This is a genomic window from uncultured Paraglaciecola sp., assembly GCF_913020055.1.
Taxonomy (GTDB): Bacteria; Pseudomonadota; Gammaproteobacteria; order Enterobacterales; family Alteromonadaceae; genus Paraglaciecola.
The window spans coordinates 1-24,265 of the sequence record NZ_CAJWCF010000039.1; the positions used below are offsets into that span (position 1 = coordinate 1).

At 40.0% G+C, this 24,265-nt stretch carries 24 protein-coding genes and 1 tRNA gene; 14 read left to right on the top strand and 11 right to left on the bottom strand.

Features of this window, described 5'->3' with window-relative positions; translation table 11 throughout:
• The first annotated feature begins 193 nt into the window (after nucleotides 1-193).
• Nucleotides 194-1,756, top strand: a complete 1,563-nt coding sequence (locus QZ488_RS10105) for a methyl-accepting chemotaxis protein (RefSeq protein ID WP_293748198.1) — start codon at nucleotides 194-196, stop codon at nucleotides 1,754-1,756.
• Nucleotides 1,757-1,848: 92 nt separating this feature from the next.
• On the opposite strand, the gene QZ488_RS10110 is transcribed toward QZ488_RS10105, so the two are convergent.
• Complete coding sequence (locus QZ488_RS10110) at nucleotides 1,849-2,088, bottom strand: accessory factor UbiK family protein (protein ID WP_293748200.1); 240 nt, start codon at nucleotides 2,086-2,088, stop codon at nucleotides 1,849-1,851.
• 147 nt (nucleotides 2,089-2,235) lie between these two features.
• Here QZ488_RS10110 and rep point away from each other — a divergent pair, with 147 nt between their 5' ends.
• Nucleotides 2,236-4,251: a DNA helicase Rep gene (gene rep / locus QZ488_RS10115; RefSeq protein ID WP_293748202.1), complete on the top strand. Its 2,016-nt coding sequence runs from the start codon at nucleotides 2,236-2,238 to the stop codon at nucleotides 4,249-4,251.
• Between the two features lie 13 nt (nucleotides 4,252-4,264).
• Here rep and QZ488_RS10120 read toward each other — a convergent pair whose 3' ends face one another.
• Nucleotides 4,265-6,856, bottom strand: a complete 2,592-nt coding sequence (locus QZ488_RS10120) for an EAL domain-containing protein (RefSeq protein WP_293748204.1) — start codon at nucleotides 6,854-6,856, stop codon at nucleotides 4,265-4,267.
• A gap of 134 nt (nucleotides 6,857-6,990) precedes the next feature.
• The gene (locus QZ488_RS10125) at nucleotides 6,991-7,386 is read right to left on the bottom strand and encodes a c-type cytochrome (protein WP_293748206.1); all 396 of its coding nucleotides are present in this window, start codon (nucleotides 7,384-7,386) and stop codon (nucleotides 6,991-6,993) included.
• Between the two features lie 233 nt (nucleotides 7,387-7,619).
• On the opposite strand from QZ488_RS10125, the gene QZ488_RS10130 reads away from it, so the two are divergent.
• Nucleotides 7,620-8,750, top strand: a complete 1,131-nt coding sequence (locus QZ488_RS10130; RefSeq protein WP_293748208.1) for a PQQ-dependent sugar dehydrogenase — start codon at nucleotides 7,620-7,622, stop codon at nucleotides 8,748-8,750.
• Nucleotides 8,751-8,948: 198 nt separating this feature from the next.
• On the opposite strand, the gene QZ488_RS10135 is transcribed toward QZ488_RS10130, so the two are convergent.
• The 3 genes from QZ488_RS10135 to mutY all read right to left on the bottom strand — a co-directional run bounded on the left by QZ488_RS10135 (nucleotide 8,949) and on the right by mutY (nucleotide 10,584).
• Nucleotides 8,949-9,024 (bottom strand) — tRNA-Phe (locus QZ488_RS10135).
• Nucleotides 9,025-9,209: 185 nt separating this feature from the next.
• Nucleotides 9,210-9,482 (bottom strand): oxidative damage protection protein, encoded by a 273-nt coding sequence (locus QZ488_RS10140; protein WP_293748210.1) that lies wholly within the window; start codon nucleotides 9,480-9,482, stop codon nucleotides 9,210-9,212.
• Nucleotides 9,483-9,528: 46 nt separating this feature from the next.
• A complete protein-coding gene (gene mutY, locus QZ488_RS10145) occupies nucleotides 9,529-10,584 on the bottom strand; it encodes an A/G-specific adenine glycosylase (RefSeq protein ID WP_293748212.1) in 1,056 nt (351 codons plus the stop codon).
• Nucleotides 10,585-10,662: 78 nt separating this feature from the next.
• Here mutY and QZ488_RS10150 point away from each other — a divergent pair, with 78 nt between their 5' ends.
• The 11 genes from QZ488_RS10150 to QZ488_RS10200 all read left to right on the top strand — a co-directional run bounded on the left by QZ488_RS10150 (nucleotide 10,663) and on the right by QZ488_RS10200 (nucleotide 20,687).
• A complete protein-coding gene (locus tag QZ488_RS10150; RefSeq protein WP_293748214.1) occupies nucleotides 10,663-11,391 on the top strand; it encodes an alpha/beta hydrolase in 729 nt (242 codons plus the stop codon).
• Nucleotides 11,392-11,489: 98 nt separating this feature from the next.
• Entirely contained in the window at nucleotides 11,490-12,209 is a 720-nt protein-coding gene (gene trmB, locus QZ488_RS10155; protein WP_293748216.1) for a tRNA (guanosine(46)-N7)-methyltransferase TrmB, read from the top strand.
• Entirely contained in the window at nucleotides 12,209-13,234 is a 1,026-nt protein-coding gene (locus QZ488_RS10160) for a methyltransferase (protein WP_293748218.1), read from the top strand. The genes trmB and QZ488_RS10160 overlap by 1 nt, the downstream gene beginning before the upstream one ends.
• A gap of 19 nt (nucleotides 13,235-13,253) precedes the next feature.
• Entirely contained in the window at nucleotides 13,254-14,672 is a 1,419-nt protein-coding gene (gene glgA / locus QZ488_RS10165; protein ID WP_293748221.1) for a glycogen synthase GlgA, read from the top strand.
• A gap of 8 nt (nucleotides 14,673-14,680) precedes the next feature.
• Nucleotides 14,681-14,920 (top strand): hypothetical protein, encoded by a 240-nt coding sequence (locus QZ488_RS10170; RefSeq protein WP_293748223.1) that lies wholly within the window; start codon nucleotides 14,681-14,683, stop codon nucleotides 14,918-14,920.
• A 248-nt stretch (nucleotides 14,921-15,168) separates the two neighbouring features.
• The gene (locus QZ488_RS10175; RefSeq protein WP_293748225.1) at nucleotides 15,169-16,779 is read left to right on the top strand and encodes a HAMP domain-containing sensor histidine kinase; all 1,611 of its coding nucleotides are present in this window, start codon (nucleotides 15,169-15,171) and stop codon (nucleotides 16,777-16,779) included.
• A 124-nt stretch (nucleotides 16,780-16,903) separates the two neighbouring features.
• Nucleotides 16,904-17,611, top strand: a complete 708-nt coding sequence (gene arcA, locus QZ488_RS10180; RefSeq protein WP_293748227.1) for a two-component system response regulator ArcA — start codon at nucleotides 16,904-16,906, stop codon at nucleotides 17,609-17,611.
• 113 nt (nucleotides 17,612-17,724) lie between these two features.
• Entirely contained in the window at nucleotides 17,725-18,219 is a 495-nt protein-coding gene (locus QZ488_RS10185) for a TlpA disulfide reductase family protein (protein WP_366509005.1), read from the top strand.
• 6 nt (nucleotides 18,220-18,225) lie between these two features.
• Nucleotides 18,226-18,450 carry a DUF4266 domain-containing protein gene (locus QZ488_RS10190; RefSeq protein ID WP_293748229.1) on the top strand — a complete coding sequence of 75 codons (225 nt, stop codon included), beginning with the start codon at nucleotides 18,226-18,228 and terminating at the stop codon, nucleotides 18,448-18,450.
• Nucleotides 18,441-19,763, top strand: a complete 1,323-nt coding sequence (locus QZ488_RS10195; protein WP_293748231.1) for a DUF3570 domain-containing protein — start codon at nucleotides 18,441-18,443, stop codon at nucleotides 19,761-19,763. The genes QZ488_RS10190 and QZ488_RS10195 overlap by 10 nt, the downstream gene beginning before the upstream one ends.
• Nucleotides 19,764-19,853: 90 nt before the next feature.
• On the top strand, nucleotides 19,854-20,687 hold the full coding sequence (locus QZ488_RS10200) for an FAD:protein FMN transferase (protein WP_293748271.1): 834 nt from the start codon (nucleotides 19,854-19,856) through the stop codon (nucleotides 20,685-20,687).
• Between the two features lie 74 nt (nucleotides 20,688-20,761).
• Here the strand turns inward: QZ488_RS10200 and QZ488_RS10205 are convergent, their stop codons facing one another.
• The 5 genes from QZ488_RS10205 to QZ488_RS10225 all read right to left on the bottom strand — a co-directional run bounded on the left by QZ488_RS10205 (nucleotide 20,762) and on the right by QZ488_RS10225 (nucleotide 24,264).
• Nucleotides 20,762-21,037 (bottom strand): peptidylprolyl isomerase, encoded by a 276-nt coding sequence (locus QZ488_RS10205; RefSeq protein ID WP_293748233.1) that lies wholly within the window; start codon nucleotides 21,035-21,037, stop codon nucleotides 20,762-20,764.
• A gap of 67 nt (nucleotides 21,038-21,104) precedes the next feature.
• A complete protein-coding gene (locus QZ488_RS10210; protein ID WP_293748235.1) occupies nucleotides 21,105-21,812 on the bottom strand; it encodes a hypothetical protein in 708 nt (235 codons plus the stop codon).
• Complete coding sequence (locus QZ488_RS10215) at nucleotides 21,809-22,588, bottom strand: hypothetical protein (protein WP_293748237.1); 780 nt, start codon at nucleotides 22,586-22,588, stop codon at nucleotides 21,809-21,811. The genes QZ488_RS10210 and QZ488_RS10215 overlap by 4 nt, the downstream gene beginning before the upstream one ends.
• Nucleotides 22,578-22,946 carry a cupredoxin domain-containing protein gene (locus QZ488_RS10220; RefSeq protein WP_293748239.1) on the bottom strand — a complete coding sequence of 123 codons (369 nt, stop codon included), beginning with the start codon at nucleotides 22,944-22,946 and terminating at the stop codon, nucleotides 22,578-22,580. Before QZ488_RS10220 ends, QZ488_RS10215 begins: the two co-directional genes overlap by 11 nt.
• Nucleotides 22,939-24,264: an ATP-binding protein gene (locus tag QZ488_RS10225; RefSeq protein ID WP_293748241.1), complete on the bottom strand. Its 1,326-nt coding sequence runs from the start codon at nucleotides 24,262-24,264 to the stop codon at nucleotides 22,939-22,941. The genes QZ488_RS10220 and QZ488_RS10225 overlap by 8 nt, the downstream gene beginning before the upstream one ends.
• Nucleotide 24,265 lies beyond the last annotated feature (1 nt).

Genomic DNA, 24,265 nt, shown 5'->3' on the forward strand with positions numbered 1-24,265 from the left:
TATTTGGACAATGATGAAAAGTTCAATAAAAACAGTATGTTTAGTGTTCAACAACAGTTAATACAAACATAGCCATTTTGAAAAACAGCTTCCTACACAGTTAGATCATTCAGTATCTCAAGGAATAACTGCTTATCTAAAAGCTTCGTCAGAAAATAGCCCAACTGCGAGTTTCAGACAACTGTCTGGACTAATGCAAAACATTGCAGATCACAGTAACTTAGAGTTAGATTTAGCTTTAGATACTAGCTATTTGGTGACCACTTTAGTACGGCGTTTACCCACCTTGCAGTTACAGTTTGCGCAGACACTTAGTTTAGCAAGGCAAGTGACTCAAGAAGGGAGTTTTACACCTGATACCTATATTGCCTTATCTGGCGCAAATCAGAAATTGCCATTGATGATCGACCAAACCGAGCAAAGCTTGCAGGTTAGCTGGGCTGCTAACCCAGCCATCAAAAATAGATTGGAACAAGAATGGAAGTCTCTAGAAGCTAGCCTGAAATCCGTACAAAAAACCATCCAAAAAGACATTCTTGACCCGGATCAAATCAATATTTCGGATCTACAAATACTATCTCGCGGTACGGCCGCAGACAAAGCGATTACAGACTTTGCCAATCAAATCGCACCGGTGCTAGCGGATCTATTACAAATGAGGATTGATGAGGCCAATTTCAAAAATAACATCATTATGACCATCTCTGTTTTAGCTGTATTACTAGCAGTTTATTTATTCATTGGCATGTATTTATCGGTGATTGAAAACATCAATCGAGTGACAGTAGCTGTGCACAAAATAGCTGATGGAGATCTTACGACAAAAGTTGAAGTGATTGGCAAAGATGAAATGCGCTTGATTGCCAAAGACATGAATAACATGACAGATAATTTCCAGCAATTAGTCGAGCGTATTGGCCAGGCAATCGAGACACTTAGAACGTCAGCCCATAGTTTAAAGGCGGTGACCGAACAAACTATTTTGGGTGTCGATGAACAAAAATCTGGAACCCAAACTATTGTTAGTTCAATGGCAGAAATGACCACTGCAGCGACTATGGTTGACCAAAATTCAGATCTTGCTTCTAAAGCCGCTGTGGACGCTGATAATCAAGCACAGCAAGGAATTGTATTAGTCGCTGCATTGCAATCTGTCATGCAAAACATGCAACAAGAGTCTAGTCGTTCACAAGAAGCATTAGAACGTTTAGTTAAAGACAGTAAAGATATTGGTCAAGTATCCAGTGCCATCAATGAAATTGCCGAGCAAACTAATTTATTAGCACTGAATGCTGCAATAGAGGCTGCCAGAGCAGGGGAACAGGGTCGAGGTTTTGCCGTAGTTGCAGACGAGGTGCGCACCTTAGCTAAGCGTACGCAAGACCAAACGAGTCAAATACATGAGATTATTACGAATATTCAAAAAGCTACGCAAGATACAAAAGACAGTATGGAGCAAAGTAGGCAGCAAATGAATTTGAGTGTCCAAGAAGCGGAAACGGTAGAAAACGCTTTGCAAAGTATCTCTGCTGTTATCACGACCATAAACGATATGAGTGCTGAAATATCCCACTCCACGTCTGCACAATCTAGGGTTACGAATCAGGTAGCCAGTAAGGTGGAAGAGATTGCTTCTATTTCGGAGTCGACTTTAGTTGGGGCAAGGGACACTGGGCACTCGGCAGATAGTCTCTTGGACGTTGTGCAAACTCTGAGTCATGAGCTTGCTTATCTGCAAAAAGGGCGTCACGAATAATGCTACTTAGGGGAGTAGACATAGTGTCAACTCACCTATTTATAACAAGTTCAGGTTATTTAAACGCCAAACATTAGTAATATCTACTCGCTTTATTGTTTTTCTAAATCAGCAAGGCGCGTTTCCAACGCTGCTAATTTTTCTCTTGTGCGCATTAACACTTGGGTTTGTATATCAAACTCTTCTCGGCTTACAAAATCTAAGCGGCTAATTTGTGATTGTAATACTTGCTTCACTTTAGCCTCAGCTCCCTCAGCCATAGTTTTCATACCTGGAGGTACGGCATCAGTGATTTGTCTGGCGATTTCTTCTAGCTTTTTAGGATCTAACATAAGGATCTGGTTACCTTTTGAATTCAAATTGATTTTAAAACAAAGTTTGGGTTTAGCTTAAAAAGCGATACGTTGCTAATCTACTTGGACTAATCCGTGTATTCTCTTACAATCACCGCCCCATAATCATTGGCTGTTTAATTTAGCATGAAACTCAACCCCGGTCAGAACGAAGCTGTAACTTTTATTTCTGGGCCATGCTTAGTTTTAGCGGGTGCAGGCAGTGGAAAAACTCGCGTTATCATTAATAAAATAGCTTATTTGGTCAGGGAATGTGAGCTTCCTGCTCGTTATATAGCCGCAGTAACTTTTACCAATAAAGCCGCACGCGAAATGAAGGAGCGTGTGGCGCAAACGCTAGGCAAGAAGGAAGCCCGGGGTTTAAAGATTTCTACTTTCCATACTCTAGGTCTAAATATCATTAAATCTGAAGTCAAAACTTTGGGTTTGAAACCTGGTTTTTCTTTGTTTGATGATAAAGACAGTATGTCTCTACTCAAAGATTTAACTGAGGTTGAGTTTGATGGTGACAAGGAGTTGTTGTCGGCGCTGCAACGTTGTATTTCAAACTGGAAAAACGATCTTGTTTTACCAGAAGACTTAAAACATCAGAAACTGTCTCCCAGCGATCTTGAACATGCAGAATTTTATCAGCGCTACCACAATCATTTACGGGCCTATAACGCACTAGACTTTGATGACTTAATCTTACTGCCTACAGTATTGCTAAAAAACAACGAGACTGTGAGGCAAAAGTGGCAAAACAAAATCCGTTATTTGCTGGTGGATGAATATCAAGATACCAACACTAGCCAATATGAGTTGGTAAGACTGCTGGTGGGTGAAAGGTCTAGATTTACTGTAGTAGGTGATGACGACCAATCTATTTATTCCTGGCGCGGAGCGAGGCCTCAGAATCTCGTTTTGCTACAGACTGACTTCCCAAAGTTAAGAGTGATTAAGCTTGAACAAAACTATCGTTCGTCTGAACGAATTTTGCACTGTGCCAATATTCTCATTCAGAATAATCCCCATGTATTTGAGAAAAAATTATTTTCTGAGTTGGGTTACGGTGAGCCTTTGCAGGTGATCACTGCCAAAAATGAAGAACATGAAGCTGATCGAGTCGTCGCTGAATTGATGGCACATAAATTTATGGGCGCTACAAATTTTAAAGACTATGCCATTTTGTATCGAGGTAACTTCCAGTCTAGAGTGTTTGAAAAAGTACTGATGAGTAACCGCATTCCATACAAAATTAGTGGTGGCATGTCATTTTTTGGACGTACTGAAGTGAAAGACATCATGGCGTATCTTCGTTTATTGGTAAATCAAGACGATGATAATGCATTGTTGAGAGTGATTAATACGCCTACCCGCGGGATTGGCCGAGTGAGTTTAGAAAAGCTAGGTAATTTAGCTAATCACAATCGTACCTCTATGTTTGAGGCGGCTTTTGATCCAAATTTACAAGATGTTTTAAGCGGCAAGGCTTTGGTATCGGTAGAGCAATTTGGTCGTTGGATAGTAGAGTTATCAGATAGGGCGGTCAGAGGTGATGGCATTGCAACCATTCGCGAAATGATCAAAGCCATGGGTTACGAAGAGTGGCTGTATGAGTCAAGCACTAGCCCCAAAGCAGCGGAAATGGGTATGGCCAACATCAGCACCTTGTTTGGCTGGATTAGCGATATGCTTGAAGGCAGCGAACTCGAGCCACCTATGACATTGCAAGAGGTAGTTAATCGGCTTATTTTGCGCGATATGATGGAACGTGGTGAAGATGATGAAGAATCAGACCAAGTACAGTTGATGACGTTACATGCCTCAAAAGGCTTAGAGTTTCCTTATGTATTTATGGTGGGTATGGAAGAGGGATTATTGCCCCATCAAAGCAGTATTGATGAAGACAACATCGACGAAGAAAGGCGTCTTGCATATGTAGGCATTACACGAGCGCAAAAAGGGTTGTTTATGACTTTAGTAAAAGAGCGCCGACAGTATGGCGAAGTGATCAATCCAGAGCCCAGCCGGTTTTTGCATGAGTTACCTAAAGATGACTTGGTGTGGGAACATAAAAAACCTAAAGTGTCTGCTGATGAACGTAAACAAAAGTCTGAAGTGGGGATTGCGAATTTACGCAATATGATGAATAAGGGGTAACCTTGTTTTTCATTTAAGATGAACGTATTTTTTCTGCTTTTTGTAGATATTTACCTTGGCCAAACTCACAGCCAGCTTCTACTAATGCTTGATGTTGTTCTTGGGTATCTATGCCTTCGGCAATCAACCTGAATTTTAATTGCCCAGAAATGGATAACACCGACTGAATTAACTTTAAGTTTCGTTCTGAACGAGGCAGCGTTTTGACAAAATAGTGGTCCACTTTTACGTAATCAAAGGGATAAGAATACAAATAGCTCAAAGAAGCCAAGCCACTACCGAAGTTATCCAACACTAAGGATATGCCAGCGCGTTTTAGGATTTTAATAGTAGGCAAGAAAAACTGAGAACGTCGGTTTAACGCATTTTCATCGAACTCAATAACTAATTGTTTCGGATCTACGCCAACGTCTTTTATTTGTTCAATCAGTTGTTTAGCTAAAGATGTTTGGGTCAGGTGGTGAATGGATAGATTGATCGCAATGCGTTTATTGTTGTCTTTTCCATTGCGCTGCCAATCTTGCAGTATTTCGCACGCTTTAGATAACATGAACTTATCCATTTCCACAGTAAGGCCAAACTGTTCAGCTATTTGCCAATACTGTTCCCGCTTGATTTTACCTATACTAGAATGCTCCCAACGTACGTAACATTCCTCGTATATGGTTTCTTGAGTGGTTAAATTAATTATTGGCTGAGTAAAAATTTCAAAACTTTTAGCATTGAGGGCTTCCCTAAATTCGCTTTCAATTTCCAACTCTTCAAGTAGCTTTTCACGCATTGTTTTGTCAAAAACCACATAGCGACCACGGCCTAATGCTTTTGCTTGATACATGGCTGCGTCGGCATCTCGTAGCACTTCGTCAGCCTTTTGGTAGCCACTTTCAATATAGGTAATACCTATACTGGCGCCCGAATACATGTCTTTATTTTCGATATTAAAAGGCTGAGCAATGGAATTAATAATACGTGCAGATATTTCTTCGACATCAGATGGGGAGTCAAAATTATCAAATAATACAACAAACTCATCACCACCTAAGCGCGCAAGTAAATCATGGCCTCGGATACACGAGCCAATTCTAACCGCTACCTCTTTTAAAAATTGATCTCCAGCCATATGACCGAGTGAATCATTAATTTGCTTAAATCTGTCTAAGTCGATAAATATGACCGCAAACTGACTTGCTGAATATCGCTGTTTACTAGCAAGTGCTAGTTCTAGACGAGTGTTAAATAAAGCGCGATTCGCCAAACCTGTTAGCGAGTCATGTTGCGCCTCATATTCTAGTTGTTGTTGAGCCTGTAAGCGCTCTTCAATTTGTTTCTGTAAAAATAAATTAGTGCTGTTTAGCTCTTCTGTACGTTCCTTCACTTCTTCTGCAAGTCTTTGGTTATAGGCCTGAATTGCATCGGAAGATTGTTTACGGCTTAATGCCACGGCAATGTGATGAGAAACAAAACGCAGGAATTCTAAATCTTTAAGGTTGTACTGTTTTTCCTTACCGTAACTTTGTACAGCAATGACACCACATATCTCACCATCTATAATTAGTGGGGAGCCTATCCATGAATTCATTTGCTGACGCATACTTTTCGCAACTTCTACAGAGAGTTCATTAACCTCGCATAATTGGTCAACTCTAGTAGCGTCCATCAATTCTGCACTGCCGCGTCTAATTACATATTCAGTTAATCCCATGCCCATAGGACGGGGTTCAATTTGTGATTGTACTTCGTCTTTGTAATAGGGAAACTGCAGCGCTTGTTTGCCATTATCTATCATCGCGACATAACAATTAGGTGCGCCAATTAAGCGTGACAAAATGTCATGAATAGCAGAATAAAAATCATCCATATTGCCTTCAACCGACGCTGAAAGTTCAGATATTTCAAACAAAGCCTGTTGTAAGGACTCTACTTTTTGTCTTTCACTTATTTCTTCTTGTAATTCGTCATTAATTTGTCTTAATTGTTTAGTGCGCTGACGAATGGTTTTTTCTGTTAATTCTCGACTTTTTACTCTGTCAACGCAGTTCACTATATGCTGAGAAACAAAAAGTAATATTTCTAAATCAGCCTGACTATAACGAATAGACTCGTCGTAACTCTGTACGACCATAGCTCCAATAACTTGAGTGCCTCTTTTTAACGGCACACCTATCCAGTCCACGGGATGTGCACCTAAATCTTTGACTTTAATTTCGGCAGTTTGTTGGTAGTAATTTTCTTGGGTTAGAAATAGGTGGTTACCTGTTCGCAATATATACCCAGTAATACTACTTTTTAGGTCTTCAGCGGAAATTTGGGATACGACTTGTTCATCAAATTCGTCAACAAAGTAGACAAAATCAATAATTTCTTTCCCTTTTTCATAAAAGGCAACAAAGAAATTTTGCGCTGGCATAAAGCCACCAACGATGCCATGAATGGCTGGATATAGGCTGGATAATTCATTAATTGAACTAGCTAATTCTGAAATATCAAACAGCGACTTCTGAATGGATTCAGAACGTTTGTATTTTTGCGTGATCTGCTGCAGTTGAGGAACAAGTTCTCGCAGTTCCTCTAAAGACAGCTGATTGGCGGTATTTTTAGGTGTCATTAGCTAGGTTGATGGTTCTTTTTTATTATTCTAAGGGTAAAAAATAAGTGTATCAAAAGTAAACTATTCAGATCAAAAAGACCACCTTAAGGCGGTCTAATTTTGCACTGAACGTAGAGGTTATTTGTTTAAACCTAGATACCTTCTATCATATGTTCAATCGCGGCCTTGATTTCATCATCTGAACAATCACCACAAGTGCCCATCGGTGGCATACCACCTATACCATTAATGGCGTTTTTCCATACTACATCAAAGCCTTTTTCCATACGAGGAGCCCAATCTGCGACATCTTGTAATTTAGGTGCGTTTAAAACACCCACGCTGTGACATGCAACACAAGCCTTGGCATAAACATCTGAACCAGATCTGGGGCCTGAAGAAGCGACTTCAGCTTTTGCACCCGCTATATGCACTTTACCAATAGGCTGAATGCGAGCCTTAATGTCAGCTTCACTCATTTCTTGTGCTTGTACTGCCAAGACACTAAAAATACCCATACAAATACATAAAAAGGCTTTCAATTTCACAAAATTCTCCAAAACAAGCTTTGTTTACCCAAAAAACTGAGAGAGATTATAACTACTAATGTTGTGTGAACAACTATTTAACTCATAAATCTAAGTGAATTTGTATTTTTTCTATTTAAACGATGTGAATGTTTAATAGTCTAGAAGTACTCTAGTGTCGGGTGATTGATCTAATATACGTTATTCAATGGTAGTATTTACGTTAAGTGAAATTTTTAATTAAGGGATCGATAATGGTCACAATCACACGCTTACTTGGCTTTATATGTTGTATTACGCTCACAGGCTCAGCCTGTGCACAACAACCTAATATTCCTCTTTCAGGCAGCAATCAATCTTACGAATTTCAACTCGTTACCAAAGGAGTCGATATCCCATGGGGGATGGCTTGGTTAAACGAGAAAGACATTTTAGTTACTGACCGCAAGGGTGAGCTTAGGATCATCAGCAATGGCAAACTATTAAGCGAAAGAATCGAGGGCTTGCCCGAGCTACGTGCAGAAGGTCAAGGCGGCCTGTTAGATGTCACAGTAGATCCCAATTATGCCCAAAATAATCTTATATATTTTTCTTATTCTGGATTAGAAGGAGAGGGTGAAGGCGCACATACTTCTGTTATGCGGGCCAAGCTACAAGGTTTTAAATTGACAGAACAAACCGTTATTTTCGACGGAGGCCCTAATTCCACTAAAGGACAGCATTACGGCAGTCGTCTAGCATTTGATAATCAAGGTTATTTGTATATATCCAGTGGTGATCGTGCAAACCGTGACGTTAACCCACAACGTTTAGATCGCGACGCAGGTAAAATTCATAGAATAAACAGTGATGGCAGCATTCCGCAAGATAATCCATTTGTTGCGCAAAAAGAGGCAAATCCCTCCATTTATTCTTACGGCCATCGTAATCCTCAGGGCATGGCAAAACATCCGGTAACGGGCGATATTTGGACACACGAACACGGACCTAAAGGTGGTGATGAAATTAATATCATCCAATCAGGAGCAAATTATGGTTGGCCTGTTATTTGTTATGGCGTGAATTATAGCGGCACGTCTTTTACTGACTTAACTGAAAAAGAAGGCATGCAACAACCTATTTGGTACTGGGTGCCCTCAATAGCGCCTTCAGGTATGACGTTTGTTACTAGTGATGTTTATCCCGATTGGAAAGGTAAAGTGATAGTGGGTTCGTTAAAATTCGCCTATTTAGTCGCACTTGAATTAGACGGCAATAAAGTACTCAGCCAAGAAACGCTGTTTCCCGGAATAGGCCGAGTACGCAATGTGAAGCAAGGTGACGATGGGTATATCTACGTGGCCACTGATGGCTCAGGGATATTTAAAATAGTCCCTAGTAAATAAAAACAAGCCTAGATAAGTAATATCGTGGCTACCGGTATTACTTATCTAACGCACCGTGCCTTTACAAGTAGTCTGTTATTTCTGAATATTGAAACCTATAAGAGATTTGTTTGCCCTAGCCCAAGCAAGAATTGATCATTCCTAGTTACCAGAAACCAAAAAGCCCCGAACATTTCTGTTCAGGGCTTCTATGAATAATGGTGCCCAGACTCGGAATCGAACCAAGGACACGAGGATTTTCAATCCTCTGCTCTACCAACTGAGCTATCTGGGCATCAACTTAACAAGATTTTGTCTTTAAAGACTGCGTCCGTTTCGCTGAGGGTGCGTATTAAACGGATTTAGCGCTTTTAAGTCAACCCCTTTTTAGTGAAATTTTGCAGATTATGTATAGATTGCACAAAATCTCTACTAAAACGGCCAAGTTCTGGCTAACAGTTGCTTTAAAGGCAATATATTTTAGCTCTTAGGAGGAACATAACCTTCGATATCAGGCTCTTTGCCTTCGAACAAATATGCTTGCATCTGAGTTTCTAGAAATGTTCTAGCTGTAGGTTCCATCAAATTGAGCTTATTTTCGTTGATCAGCATAGTTTGTTTCTTTTGCCACTCGGTCCATGCTTCTTTACAAATATTGTCGAATATTTTTTTACCAAGTTCGCCAGGGTAAAGTTGAAAATCTAGGCCATCTGCTTCTTTTTGTAATCGCTGACAAAATACTGTTCTGCTCATAATGCTCTAATTTAATGGTGAGGGCGGTACTTAAAGTACACCCTAATTAAAATGATGTATTGATTGTACTAAATAGTTTCTTGGTTGGCGCGGCTAATCCTATATTTTGCGGTTCGGCTAAGTCATACCACATTTGTGTGTCTTCCATTACTTGTCCAATAGGTTGTTGTTTTAAATGTAGCAATACCGGTTGAATGTCTAAATGAAAATGACTAAAAGTGTGGCGAAAAGGGTTAAGTGGTTGTTGCTGAATATCGTCAAACCCCAGAGTCGTAGCGCGCCCAACTATTTGTTCTGCGTGTTCTACTTCATGAAACCCCCATAATCCTCCCCATAGTCCTGCTGGTGGGCGTTTGTATATCAATAGCTGCTTTTGCCACATAGGAATTAACATAATGGTAGAACGGACTGGGATCGTCTTTTTTGGTTTTTTGTGGGGAAGCTCAGTTTGTCGACCTTGCACAAAGGCTAAGCAGTCATTGTGCACAGGGCAAATCTCACATTGTGGTTTACTGCGGGTGCAAAGTGTTGCGCCCATGTCCATCATAGCTTGGGTGTAGTCGGCGGTTCTATCTTTTGGGGTTAACTTATCTGCGTACTGCCATAAATCAATTTCAACTTTTTTATTACTTGGCCAGCCTTCAACAGCGTAATAACGGGCTAGTACTCGTTTAACATTGCCATCTAAAATACTCTGATGTTGCCCACAAGCTAAGGATAAAATAGCGCCTGCTGTAGATCGACCTATACCAGGCAAGGCGATTAAAAGCTCTAACTGCTCAGGAAACTGACCTTGATATTCATCTCTGATTATTTGCGCTGCTTTTTGCAAATTGCGCGCACGTGCGTAATAACCTAAACCAGTCCAATGGTGTAACACTTCATCTTGAGGCGCATTTGCTAAACTCAGTACATCAGGAAAACGCAGCATAAAAGCCTGATAATAAGGGATAACTGTTTTAACCTGCGTTTGCTGCAACATAATTTCAGACACCCAAACTTTATAGGGTGTTTTATCTAGCTGCCATGGCAGGTTTTTTCTACCATTAAGGTCAAACCAAGCTAATATTTTTTCATTAAAAGATTTATTATGTCTTGGCATTGGATGGGGTTCTGTTGTTCTTGAGATAATTACCGGATAATACCCTAACAAACTTGAAATAGTTCAGTTGAGAATAGATTGCCTAAAACAAACGATACAACTTATCAAATCAATCAGCCTGTAGTGTTTTTCCCCGGAGCATTGTGTGATGAAAGAATTTTTAATTTATGCTGGCAATATCTAGACATTCCCATGCGTGCATTTGTGCCTTTGCAATGGGCCGAAGATTTAGCCCAAATAAAGATGTTAAGCACAGACCGACTAGCCTATTTTGAGCAACCAGTGCATTTGGTTGGTTTTTCTATGGGAGGGTATATAGCTGCGCTGACCGCTCTAGAAAATCAAAGTGGCATTGCATCCCTGACACTTATCGGCAGTGCGTGTGAAGAATTACCAAAAGATGAAATTCAGCAGCGGCAACAATTGCTTAAGTTAATTAAAAATAAACGTCATGCCGGCATGACTGAAAAGCGTTTAAAAAGCTTTTTTCACGAAAGTCATCATCAGCAAAATGAGTACCTCAATATCGTTAAACAAATGGAGCAGGATCTAGGTGCGGGTGTTTTAGCAGCACAAATTAGTGCCACTCAATCCAGAAAAAGCCTGCTTTGTGTTTTATCAAAATGCTCTTTTCCAATCCATATTATTAGTGGTGAGCAGGATAACTTATTGAGTGAATCAACTTTACGTAGCATGCACAAACAGTTAACCAATAGTGACTTGACGATAGTTGAAAACGCTGGGCATATGCTGCCAATTGAACAATCTAAGTTGTTAGCTGAATATTTAGCATCAAAAATTGAATAAACTAAGCAGACTGCCTTGCAATCAGGCTGTGTCGCCGGATAATGCGCCGCAGCTATGCTTGAGAACAAATAAGCAATAATTGAAGAAGAGATCCTAATATGAGTCAGTTTAAATCTGAACAAGAAGCCGCCGAATCTGGTGTGTATATTCGTAAAATTCAGAGTTTTGTAAAAAGAGAAGGGCGTTTAACCACAGGTCAGGCCAAATCTATCGAACAAAACTGGCCAACGATGGGTTTAGAACATAAAAGCGGTTTACAAAACTTCGCAGATACTTTTGGCCGAGTAGCGCCCATTGTTTTAGAAATTGGTTTTGGCATGGGCAAGTCCTTGGTTGAAATGGCTGTGAATGAGCCAGATAAGGACTTTATTGGTATAGAAGTTCATCGCCCGGGAGTGGGTACTTGCCTAAGCGAAGCGGCTGAACAGAATGTGCACAACTTAAGAGTTTATGAGCATGACGCAGTCGAAGTGTTTGCCGATTGTATCGCCGAAAACAGTTTGGCTCGCGTGCAATTATTTTTTCCTGACCCTTGGCATAAAAAACGCCATCACAAAAGACGTATTGTACAACCAGATTTTGTACAGAAACTGAGAAGTAAATTGGCCATTGGCGGTGTTTTTCATATGGCCACCGATTGGGAAAATTACGCTGAACATATGTTAGAAGTGATGTCTGTGGCTGAAGGTTTTAAAAATCAATCAGAGACTAACGATTATGTGCCAAGACCAGAGCAACGCCCGCTGACTAAGTTTGAACAGCGAGGGCATAGATTAGGCCATGGTGTATGGGATTTAATGTTTGAGAGGGTCTCTTAATGTTGTCTGCTTCTAGTCAGTTATTGATGCGCAGTGAAGACACCATTGCACAAGGTAAATGGTTATTGGTCAACCCAACTGACAGCCAAATTGCACAACAACTAAACAATCCCGAGATCAAAGTGTTTCATCAATATTTTGATATTTACCAACAAAGTTGTGCTGCCGGTAACTCCGATCAACACACTTTTGCAGCTGCGTATCCTACTGATGAAAAGTTTGATGGTGCGGTTATTTATATGCCTAAGTCTAAAGAACAGGCAAAAATGTTGATTGCCAATGTTGCTGCTTGTCTAAATGAAAATGCCAGTCTTTTACTTGTGGGTGAAAATAAAGGTGGCGTAAAAAGTGCGGCTAAATTCCTCGAGACTATTAGTTCTCAAGTGAACAAAGTGGATTCAGCACGTCATTGTGCATTATTCGGTGCGCAAATTGATAAACCTGTAAAACTTTTTGAGCTGACCAAGTGGCAGAGTGAAATTGATATTTCAGAGGGTGGTTTAAATTATAAAATCTGTTCTTTACCTGGTGTGTTTAACCATGGAGCAATAGATTTAGGTACAAAAGTGTTATTGGATAATTTACCAGACGTTAAAACAGGGCGACTATTAGACTTTGGCTGTGGCGCCGGTGTAATTGGTTGTTACCTTGGGTTGAAAAGCCCCGAAAGTGAAGTGGTTATGAGTGATGTTAGTGCCTTGGCGATACATTGTTCAAAAGAAAGTGCCAAGCTAAATAACCTTAACGCTAAAGTCGTGGCCTCAAATGGTTTAATGGATGTACAAGGTAAGTTCTCAGCTGTGTATACCAACCCTCCGTTTCATACCGGAATTGTGACTGATTATTCTGTTACCGAGAATTTTATTGCGCAGCTAAAGCAATATTTGACAAAAGGTGGTTCACTGACATTGGTGGCGAATAAATTTTTGCGTTACTCTGAGTTACTTGAACAACGCTTTAGTGCTGTTATTCCAATGGCTCAAACTACTAAATTTACGCTCTACCAGTGTGCTCGAATAAAATAGAAGAAGGTAAGCTGCTCGAATGAAAATATTGTTTGTTGTGTCTGAAGTTGAAGACCTGGTTAAAACTGGTGGTTTAGCTGATGTAGGTAAAGCCCTACCTTTAGCACTTGCAGAGTTGGGCCATGATGTGACTATAGTGATGCCCTACTACAAACAGTTAGCTGATAAATTTAATGCTGCTGACTGTTGTGCTATTCAAACTTTAAAAGCAGGCCATAAATCCTATGAGTTTGCGGTTAAAAGTTTGAGCTTAGAGGGACTGCAAGTATTAGCCGTGGACTATCCAGAATATTTTGACCGAAAAGGTCTTTATTCTGACGATTATCACGCCTATCCAGATAATGCTGAGCGTTTTGCCTTTTTCGCAAACGCGGCACTACAAGCCTCCAAGGCGGCCGGGTTTCAACCTGATGTCGTGCACTGTAATGACTGGCACACAGCGCTCACGCCTTATTTTATAAGCATTGACGAATCTGGGTTTTTCGCTCAAACAAAGACGGTTTTTACGATTCACAACGGTGCATACCAAGGTACACATCAATTTTCAGATATTGCTTACTTACAACCCCATTATCAATTACATAGTCAATTGGATGGTGATGCGCTAAATTTTGTACGTATGGGAATTCGGTACGCCAATAAAATTAATGCTGTTAGTCCTAATTATGCGCAGGAACTACTGACACCTTTAGGCTCTCATCATTTATTTAATGAATTTCAAAACAGAAGACGTGATGTGTCGGGTATTTTAAATGGTTGCGACTATAGTCAGTGGGACCCTATTGATGATCCACATATTGCAAAAAATTATCATCATGCAGATTTATCCGGCAAAAAAGCCTGTAAAACAGCATTACAAAAAGAATTAGGTTTACCAAAAAAAATGCGTGTACCTGTTATCGGTATGGTGTGTCGTTTAACTGAGCAAAAAGGATTTGGCTTTATTTTGCCTATGTTAGACAAGTTGATGCAACATGAGGTACAAGTTGCCATCATTGGTACTGGCGACCCTGAAATAAGTCAGTTTCTGCGAGACGTGGCAGATAGATATCCTAAGAAATTGGCGTTTATAGAAGATTTTAGTGTACGTAAAGCACATATGATTGAAGCGGGTAGTGATTTCTTTTTGATGCCTTCTTTGTTTGAGCCTTGTGGCTTGAATCAAATGTACAGTTTGGCATACGGTACTTTACCGATTGTTAGAGCTGTTGGCGGGCTTAAAGACACAGTGGTAGATTTGGCAGAAAATCCAGATGTTGCAACGGGATTTATATTTGAACAACCTGATAGCAGCGCATTATTGTCATGTATACAGCGAGCCTTGCTGTTTTATCATGAGGCACCTAAGGTGTATGCGTTAACTCAGCAACGGGCCATGCAGAGCCGCTTTACATGGGAAACGGCAGCACAAGACTATCAAGCACTCTACCAAAGTTAGAAAAAATGATGAAAAATGTGATGATTGTTTTTTGTTTATTACTGTTGGTCGGGCTGGCAACAGTAGTACAAGCATTGCCATCCAAATGTTTGCAGGTTGAGGAAAAGCAAAAAGCTTGTCCGCATGTTATGTATAAAAAGGCCGCGTTGTCAGTTGCGGTTTTAGATGTTGAAAAAGGCGAGGTAATTTGTATTTGTTTGAGTGATCTTAAAGGGCAAAAAAAACAACGAGTAAAGTTGAGCAAATAAATCAAAAAGTTACCCTTCAGCGGCTGGCAGAAAAACACCAGTTAACTGAACAGGATATGGTCACTTTAATTAATTATTAATCTTTCTAATTGAGAAAAACTGAGTAAATTTAGTCTGCTAGTTTCAATTTGCCCACTTTTGTATCAGTATCATTAGTGAAAAGTCATCTGACCAAGGAATACGTTACAAGTAATATGCCTTCAGATATTAAATTTTTATCGATTAAAAGCCTGATTATATGGGTAGTTATGGCTATAACAACTTTGTCGCTGATTTTGTCTTCTGGTGTCAATTTGTATAGTCAAATCAGCACTTATCGACAAACATTGCAAAAAGATGTCGTTATCTATGCGGATATGATTGGTCGCGGCGCCATAGAACCTATGATTAGAGATCAAGGCTCAGCTCAAGATGAAAATCTCAAAACCCTCGTTGCATCTGAACTGATTGAAAATGTGCATATCTATAAAATGACCGGCCAGTCCAAACCTGACTTTTTTGCTAGCTATAACAAAAAAGGCATCGCACCGGTCAATCCTAAATTAGAACAGGTGAACACTCTCAATCAACCTAAGACCGTCCAAGGCGCGGTAGAGGTGATTCGCCCTATTTGTGTTATTGAAGATTGTGAAAATGATGACATATTGGGGTATGTATATTTGCGTGCTTCAGCTGATACATTAGAAGACCTGATAACTCAGTCAATTTGGACGACCATTAGTGTGTTAGTGATTTGTCTGCTCATTTGTTTTTTCCTGACTTTAAAACTACAAAATGCGATTACAACACCCATCGATATTTTGGTTAAGTTAGTACAGCGTATATCGCGGCAAAGGGATTATTCCAGCCGAGCTGAAATGCATGGCTTTAGAGAATTAGATATTCTTGGTGGGGCTTTCAATAACATGCTACAACGCACCCAAGAGCATATGGAGCGGCAAACCGAAGCAGAGGCCGAGCAAGTAAAGTTAAATTTGAGTTTGGAAGAAAAAGTACAACAACGCACAATGGCCTTAAAAGAGGCTAACAGCGAATTAATCCAAACCTTAGAAAAACTCCATCAATTTCAACGTCAAATGGTACAAAATGAAAAAATGGCATCTTTGGGAGATATGGTTGCCGGCGTAGCCCATGAAGTTAATACTCCCATTGGTCTTGGTGTCACCGCATCCACTATGATGTTAGATCGATTGTCTGATATGCGTAGATCTTTTGAAGACAAAACACTTAAAGCCAGTTCGTTGTCAAAATTTATTGCCGAAGGCGAAGAAAACCTCAATATTATTTATCGTAATTTGAATCGAGCCGCTGAGTTGATTTCTAGCTTCAAGCAAGTCGCTGTTGATCAGTCTTCAGAAAATAATCGTATCTTCTCTTTTTCTAAGTTGATGGACGAAATATTGATGTCGATGCGGCCCAAACTAAGAAAGGTTAACCATCAGATAAATGTGCATTGTGCTCCAGATTTGGTGGTTGAATCTAAAGCTGGGCCGATTAACCAGGTTATGATCAACTTAATAATGAATTCTATTATTCATGGATTTGAAGACATAGATAAAGGCCAAATAGATATTACTATTGAGTTTATGGATGACACTAAGATCTGCATTGAATTTAAAGATAACGGAAAAGGTATACCAGAACATTTACGTAAACGTATTTTTGATCCTTTTGTTACCACTAAGCGTGGTCAGGGAGGGAGTGGTCTAGGTATGCATTTAGTCTACAATCTCGTGACTCAAGCCTTGAACGGGTCAATTTCTATTGTCAGTGAAGTCGATCAGGGCGTTCAGTTTAGAATTCTCTTTCCTGTTAAAAAGGTGGATATTAACAAAGTACCTAACGGTTCTTTTATGTAATTATCATTGAAAATGGAATAAATGCATAAATTTTGCTTAGATATGCAAGTTTAGCTAGATAAAACCCTGATTTTTAGATATTTTCTGATAAGCTTTTACACAAATTCCTAATCAGGCCTGAAACATGCAGACTCCTAACGTATTAATTGTTGAAGATGAAGTAGTCACACGTACTACCCTCAAAAGCTTGTTTGAAGCTGAAGGGTATAATGTATTTGAAGCCGAACATGGCGAACAGATGCACGACATCTTCGAAAACAACACCATCAACCTGGTCATTATGGATATCAATTTACCCGGCAAAAATGGTTTGATTTTGGCTCGCGAAGTGCGAGGCCGTAAAAATATAGGCCTAATCTTTTTGACTGGAAGAGACAATGATGTTGACCGAATCTTAGGTCTAGAAATTGGTGCCGATGACTATCTTACTAAACCTTTTAATCCTCGTGAGTTAACAATACGCGCGCGTAACTTACTGGCTCGTACCTCTAATACGAGTGAAGATGATGACTTACCTAGTCGAGTAAGTTTTAACGGTTGGATATTAGATGGCGATAGTCGAAGCTTAATTTCTCCAAGCACTAAAGAGTTTCGCTTACCACGTAGTGAGTTTAGAGCGTTACATTTGTTCTTAAATAACCCTGGTAAAATTCTAACGCGTGAACAACTGATCATGGAAATGACAGGTCGTGAATTACGCCCTAATGACCGTACCGTTGATGTGACTATCCGCCGTATTCGTAAACACTTTGAGTCAGAAGTGAACGCTGACGATTTAATTGTGACCATTCATGGTGAAGGTTATCGTTTCTGCGGCTCTGTAGATTCATAACACTTTTTATCTAAGAATTTAAATAGGCTCCTTCGGGAGCTTTTTTATTGCCTTAAGCTTTACTTAAGATTTAACATCTAGAATGGCTACATGTTATTTAGAAGGTAAATATTTTGCGTCATCTCCGCTTAAGTATACTGTTAATTTTCATTAGCTTTGCACCGCTATCTCTAAGCTTTGCACAGCAGATGTCCGCTCCTGACTTTGTAATTTCGAACGATCAGTTACCTGACAATTTATCTGCTCTAAAAGGGCAGGTTGTTTATCTCGATTTTTGGGCTAGCTGGTGTAAGCCCTGTCGTAAATCTTTTCCTTGGATGAACCAGATGCAGCAAAAATATGTTGAACAAGGTTTGCAGATTATTGCCATCAATTTAGATACTGAAAAAGCGTTGGCAAAAGCCTTTTTAGACAAAGTACCAGCTCAGATCCCAGTCATTTATGACCCTCAAGGCAAGATCGCTAGCGACTATCAATTGTTGGGTATGCCTAGCAGTTACGTAATTGATAAAAAGGGAAATATCCGTTTTTCTCATAAAGGTTTTTTCACCCGCAGCGAACCCTTATACGAACAAGAATTAGTTTTACTACTTAACGAACAGGAGTAGCCAGTTATGTTTAAAAAAGCCCGCATTATTCTCGCATTTTTATTAAGCACCCAGCTTGTAGGTTGTGCAAACCTTGGAGTTCAGCCATGGGAACGCGATTTATTAGCCAAAGAAGAAATGGCTTTGGACGCTGATGGTAACGATCTTGGTTTAGATGACCATATTTATTTTAGTAAAGAAGCCACTAGTGGTGGTCGTGCATTTGCTGGTGGAGGTTGTGGATGCAATTAACATCAAACAATAAGATAACCAATAAACCCAAAAAAGTAGCTAATATTAATACTGCGCTTGCCGCAGCGACTTGCGCGTTGTTAGGCACAACTCCAATGGTGCAAGCCGATGAAGGTGCGTGGGAAATGGATACAGCTTTGTTGTATTACGGTGAAACAGACAGAGTCACCGCTGTTGAAGGTGTGTTGTCAGCAAAAAAAGATTTTGGCGATGAGCACATTTTCTCTGGAAAAATCGTTCTTGATTCACTTACTGGAGCTTCTGCAACAGGAGCCGTTGCTCAACCAAACGCACAAACATTTACTCGTCCCTCAGGTAAAGGTCAATATGATATTCAAGCGGATGAAATACCTTTAGATGACACATTTAAGGATACCCGTGTACAACTAGAAGCACAGTGGACTCAACCACTTTGGGACGATATGCGTGGTAGCACTGGGGTACACCTTTCGAAAGAGTATGACTACCTATCTATTTCGGTTAATGGTTCTCTCGCCAAAGATTTTTATCAGAAAAACACTACGGTTTCTGCCGGATTATCTTTAGCTTATGACACTATCGATCCTGAAGGTGGGCGCCCCTTAGCTTTTTCTGAAATGGTTATCGACCAAGGTCAATTCGCTAATGAGCAAGCCTATCAAGCCGCTTTTGACGCGACAAGGCAAACAGATACAGACGATAAAAGCACAATAGATTTGATGCTTGGCGTGACGCAAATTATCAATCGACGAATGTTGATGCAATTTAACTATGGCTTCTCAACGTCTGATGGCTATCACACCGACCCCTTTAAGGTGTTGAGTGTGGTTAACGATCAAGGGTTGACTCAGTCGTTAGTGCATGAGGACAGACCAACAGAGCGCACCCGACATAGTTTTTATTGGCAAACAAAGTACGCCTTGGATAGCGGTGTTGCCGATATTTCCTATCGATACGCTACAGATGACTGGGAGATTAATTCCCATACAATTGATTCTAGATTACGCTTTAATTTGACTGGCAATACTTATATTCAGCCACATTTTAGGTACTATCAACAAGGAGCTGCTGAGTTTTATAAACCATTCTTACTGGAAGGAACAACGTTACCTACCTTTGCTAGTGCAGATTATCGTTTAGGTGAAATGACCGCTTACACGGTTGGCCTAAAATATGGAATGAAAATGCCGAGTGGTAATGAGTGGGCATTTAGGTTGGAGTATTATCAACAAGATACTAAAAACCCTGGATTTGAAGCGCCTGGAGCGTTGCAGCAGTTAGATTTATATCCAAGTGTTAAAGCGATAATTGCACAAGTTAGTTATAGCTTCTAATCTAGTCTTTTATCTTAAGGGCTGCCCTTGTCAGTTAGCGATTTTTCAATAGAGCAAAAAGGCGACCATATTATTGGTCGCTTTTCTGCTATGGCCAGTCCTTGTGATTTACTAATTGAAACGCAGGACTGCTTACTGGCTAATCGCTTAACTTCCCTCGCTTTTGATGAAACAAAACGTATTGAACAGAAATTTAGTCGCTATCTACCCAGTAATCCTATGAGCGAAATTAATAATAGTCGTGGTAAGCCAGTTGCCATAGACGATGAAATCTTTCGTTTGCTGGAATTCGCTAAAAGCTGTTTTGAGTTAAGTGGAGGCATGTTTGACATTACCTCTGGGGTATTGCGAAAAGCATGGAACTTTGATGGCTCAGATAATTTACCGAAGCCTGAAGTAGTAAAAGCACTCATGCCTTATATCGGTTGGAAGAAAGTCAAATATGATAAGACTTCAATCCTATTAAGCAAGTCAATGGAGTTGGATTTTGGCGGCATAGGTAAGGAGTATGCTGTGGATTGTGTGGCCAAGATATGTTCTGAATATGCCCCAACTACTTCAGTCGTGGTGAATTTTGGAGGCGATATTCAAGTAACTCGGCCACGTCAAAATAAGCAGCCTTGGTATATCGGTATTGAAAGTGCAGATGAAAATCAAGGTACTATTAGCACCTTAAAAATTTTCAATGGCGGCCTTGCTACTAGTGGAGATGCTAGGCGTTATCTATTAAAAGATGGTAAACGTTACAGTCATATTCTTAATCCTAAAACAGGGTATCCGATTGAAAATGCCGCAAGATCCGTGACCGTTGCTGCTCCTCACTGTATCCAAGCTGGATTACTCGCGACTTTAGCCCTATTGCAAGGCGATAACTCTGAGTCTTTTTTGCATGATCAGGGTATAAAATTTTGGTGTTATCGATAGTGCCTAGGTTTTTGCGTTAAACTTTCTTTCAAATTGGTTTTAAGTGAGGACTATTTATTTGGCAGTAACCTAGTTTAACTTCGATAAAGTGTCTTAATTAAATGATAACCAAACTGGGTTTTCACTGGGCCGTGTACGGTTAATATTTCTTTTTTAAACACCACATTATCAAATGCTTTGACCATAGTACCTGGGCTAAACTCACCTAAGTCTCCTCCTTTTTTACCAGAAGGGCAGGTGGAGTGTTTTTTGGCTAACTGGTGAAAGTTTCCACCTTTGTCGAGTTGGCTTTTTAGTTTTTCGGCTAGGGCTTTGTCTTTGACTAATATGTGGCAGGCGCAGGCTTTCATGGGATTTTTCTAGCTAATTTAATATTGGGCTATTGTAGACGAAAAAGATTAATGGGGCGAAGCTGGATTAAAATTCATATTCAAGAGCGAACCTTAGGGTGTGGTCTTTAGAATCGCCGTTTAAGCCTGCAATGAAAGCCAATTCCCATTTTAATTGTTTTTGCCCTTCGTACCGATGAATACCCATAAATCCTGGTCCAACACCCACAAAATCCTCTCCCGTGTATATTTCGATAGAAGGTTGTAAGGCCGGCAAATATCGGTAGCGATACTTGAGTCTAAACTCCGTTTCAAATTCATTTTGAATATCCTTACCCCATTCATAAACTAATAATGCGTTGATAGTTAAACTAGTTTGAGTGAATTCTTTTTCGAATAACAAGCCGCTGGTAAATTCGTAAACGTCCTCTTTATGTTGTTTTTCAAGTTCAAACAATATGCCCCAATCTGCCCACAACTCTCCTTGATCAGTTAACATCCAGCGCGTCTCTATTTCATAGGCTTGTAAACCAAAATCGCCGTGTTCGTCCCTTTCTCCTACTATGTAACCTTCAATTGTCAGGTATTCTGAGACTGCATGTCCGTATGCAAAGCGTTGCGCTAAAACATTACCATCGTCGTTTTGTCTAGAGGTAAAACGCCATTCCAATTCGCGCTCATTGGCCAAAACGTAAGGATGATAAACTTTGTCTACAGGGATACCGTCAGCCCAGCTTAGTGATGCGCTAAAAAGACAGTAAAAAAGCGCGATGGAGACACGAGAAATGGCTTTCATTGTTTGTTACCTAGATGGGAAGTTGAATTTAGCTCAAGCCAATAAAAAACTGCCAGCGGAGTAAATAACGCTAGCAAATAAACAATTATTTGATCAATAGAGGGTGATGCCTGATAGCCAAATAACACGTTAAATAGATGACCGAATTCATATTCATTGCTAATTAAATACTGACTACTCCATGCTGTGTCTGAAGTATCAATAAGATCGACCTGTATCAATAAAGGCAATGCATTGGCGAATTGACCAGTAGCGTAAATATGTACTAGTAACCAGGTTGCCCATGGACCCCAACGTTGCTTTAACCATTGTGCGGCTAAATACAGTAATGTGGCTAAGCTTAGACAAATACCTAGACCCAAAAATGTGCCGATTAATATGGATTGCAGTACATTACTTTGGTTTAAATAGCCATCAAGGTACAAGACAAAATTACTGCCTTTAGACACCATGGTTAAGCTGATCATTAGACCCGCTACCCAATGCAAAAAAAGCCTGTTTGTAGAGTGATTACGGCTTAATTCATAGGCCAAAATAAGGGTTGAAAAGTAGACAATAGATTGAGACACCCACAGGAATAATTCGATACCTTTACCATCAAACCACTGACTAATTATATTAATTTGATTGATATATAAAAAGCTCAAAAGGGCACCAGCGATAACGCTTTTTAACAACCACAACTTATTAGCTGGAAGATGCTCATATAGGTACACAATCAATACAAAAATGGGTAAAGCATCGCGCAAAAACAAAATTACCGTATTAATTAACATTAAGCGGCTCCTGTTGATGCTCGACAATTACCATGCCTCGGGCTGTGTGGGGATTGTATTCACCAAAAAAATCGTATTCCCCGGGCTTCAGTGGGCCAATAAATATTGTTGCTTTTTGATTGGCAAAAATAACCTTTTCTCGGTTTAGTGAAAAACTATCAAATTCTTCTGGTGTGTTGTCTTGATTCTCAATTATCAATTTGACTTTTTGGTTTGCTGGAATGGTGATAAGCGATGGAAAAAAGAGGTGATCTTTGAGCTGAACATGATATTCAGTAACCGCTGCTAAAGTGGGGAAACAAAACAAGACGCATAATGTGCCAATAGATAGTGTGGTGTAGCTTATTAGCTTATGCATTAGGCTGACCTTGTGGCAAAAACAGCTCTACCGATAAGCCCGATAATTGTTTTGAACGGCTTAATTTTATAGAGGCTTTATGCAAATCAGCAATATGTTTTGAAATGGCTAGCCCTAAACCACACCCGGGTGTTTTACTGCTATGCCGGTCGCCGCCAATTCGGTAAAAACGTTCAAATACTCTTTGATATTCGGATTTCTCAATACCAGGACCCGCATCTTCTACTTGAATAACCACCTGATTATCCACTGTCTTCAATGTCACTCTAATCAACGAGCCCTGTGGCGAATATTTACTCGCATTGGAGATTAAATTTTGTAGCAGTATGCCGAGTGAAAACTCATCACCTTGAATACTTGTACCTTGCCCGACTAGTTCTATTTCTTGTTTCTTGCCCTCAATTTGTGGGAATAAACTGGCAATAACGGTTTGGCAAAGTGCAGCAGTATTTAGTTGTTTAAACTGGCCTTGGTATTGTTCAGGGTTAGTGCGATTGAGTAATAATATTTGTTCTACTACATGACTCATGCGTTCGATACCTTGTTGCAGGTATTGTATGTTGGTGTGTGTTGTAGGGTTATTTTTAAGTTCAATTGCCAAATTATGAGCATTAATTTTTAACACGCTTAGTGGGGTGCGTAATTCGTGGGCTGCATCAGAGGCAAAGCGTTTTTCTCGGGAAAACGCAGCGTTTAATCGCTCAAATAATTGGTTTAACGTTTCTAACACTGGGCTAAGTTCGTTGCGCTGATTTTGCTGCAAAATTGGGCTAAGGTCGTCGGTTTTTTTTGTCCGCAAGTTCTCGGACAAAAGCCTTAATGGACGCAAGCCTGAACTGACCAATAAAAATATAATAATAGCTAACAGTGGAATACACAGTACAAGTGGAGTGACAGCAGCTAAAATCATTTGTTCAGCCAGCTCAAAACGTCTATTTACAGGTTGAGCAACTAAAACCCATTTGTTGTTAGATTCAAAAAAATGCCCATAAGTACGCCAACGTTGTGCTAAAAAGTTATGCTCGGAGAATGTATTTTTGAAGTCACTAATTGCGGTTTTCAACTTTGGATGAGAGCTAAATATCAACTTGTTTTGGTGCCATATTTGAAACACAAATGCCGCGTTTGGTTGTGGTGCTAGTGATTGGGTACTTAAGTCGGTAATGTTGATCAATACATGGGTCAATGAACGTAATTCATTATCAAATACGCTGGTGGCTTTGGCCATACTGCTACGGTAACCCTGAATGGCTGCTGCAAAAGTGACTAGAGTAATCACCGACAATAAAATCAGGGTTAAATAGCGGCGTATAGACAAA

What these genes read in the sequence shown, in the direction of transcription:
- glgA (WP_293748221.1), top strand. Translation starts at nt 13,254, where the DNA reads ATGAAAATATTGTTTGTTGTGTCTGAAGTTGAAGACCTGGTTAAAACT.
- rep (WP_293748202.1), top strand. Translation starts at nt 2,236, where the DNA reads ATGAAACTCAACCCCGGTCAGAACGAAGCTGTAACTTTTATTTCTGGG.
- QZ488_RS10110 (WP_293748200.1), bottom strand. Translation starts at nt 2,088, where the DNA reads ATGTTAGATCCTAAAAAGCTAGAAGAAATCGCCAGACAAATCACTGAT.
- QZ488_RS10195 (WP_293748231.1), top strand. Translation starts at nt 18,441, where the DNA reads ATGCAATTAACATCAAACAATAAGATAACCAATAAACCCAAAAAAGTA.
- QZ488_RS10170 (WP_293748223.1), top strand. Translation starts at nt 14,681, where the DNA reads ATGAAAAATGTGATGATTGTTTTTTGTTTATTACTGTTGGTCGGGCTG.
- QZ488_RS10175 (WP_293748225.1), top strand. Translation starts at nt 15,169, where the DNA reads ATGGCTATAACAACTTTGTCGCTGATTTTGTCTTCTGGTGTCAATTTG.
- mutY (WP_293748212.1), bottom strand. Translation starts at nt 10,584, where the DNA reads ATGCCAAGACATAATAAATCTTTTAATGAAAAAATATTAGCTTGGTTT.
- QZ488_RS10205 (WP_293748233.1), bottom strand. Translation starts at nt 21,037, where the DNA reads ATGAAAGCCTGCGCCTGCCACATATTAGTCAAAGACAAAGCCCTAGCC.
- QZ488_RS10160 (WP_293748218.1), top strand. Translation starts at nt 12,209, where the DNA reads ATGTTGTCTGCTTCTAGTCAGTTATTGATGCGCAGTGAAGACACCATT.
- QZ488_RS10190 (WP_293748229.1), top strand. Translation starts at nt 18,226, where the DNA reads ATGTTTAAAAAAGCCCGCATTATTCTCGCATTTTTATTAAGCACCCAG.
- QZ488_RS10200 (WP_293748271.1), top strand. Translation starts at nt 19,854, where the DNA reads ATGGCCAGTCCTTGTGATTTACTAATTGAAACGCAGGACTGCTTACTG.
- trmB (WP_293748216.1), top strand. Translation starts at nt 11,490, where the DNA reads ATGAGTCAGTTTAAATCTGAACAAGAAGCCGCCGAATCTGGTGTGTAT.
- QZ488_RS10120 (WP_293748204.1), bottom strand. Translation starts at nt 6,856, where the DNA reads ATGACACCTAAAAATACCGCCAATCAGCTGTCTTTAGAGGAACTGCGA.
- QZ488_RS10140 (WP_293748210.1), bottom strand. Translation starts at nt 9,482, where the DNA reads ATGAGCAGAACAGTATTTTGTCAGCGATTACAAAAAGAAGCAGATGGC.
- QZ488_RS10220 (WP_293748239.1), bottom strand. Translation starts at nt 22,946, where the DNA reads ATGCATAAGCTAATAAGCTACACCACACTATCTATTGGCACATTATGC.
- QZ488_RS10215 (WP_293748237.1), bottom strand. Translation starts at nt 22,588, where the DNA reads ATGTTAATTAATACGGTAATTTTGTTTTTGCGCGATGCTTTACCCATT.
- QZ488_RS10105 (WP_293748198.1), top strand. Translation starts at nt 194, where the DNA reads ATGCAAAACATTGCAGATCACAGTAACTTAGAGTTAGATTTAGCTTTA.
- QZ488_RS10210 (WP_293748235.1), bottom strand. Translation starts at nt 21,812, where the DNA reads ATGAAAGCCATTTCTCGTGTCTCCATCGCGCTTTTTTACTGTCTTTTT.
- arcA (WP_293748227.1), top strand. Translation starts at nt 16,904, where the DNA reads ATGCAGACTCCTAACGTATTAATTGTTGAAGATGAAGTAGTCACACGT.
- QZ488_RS10130 (WP_293748208.1), top strand. Translation starts at nt 7,620, where the DNA reads ATGGTCACAATCACACGCTTACTTGGCTTTATATGTTGTATTACGCTC.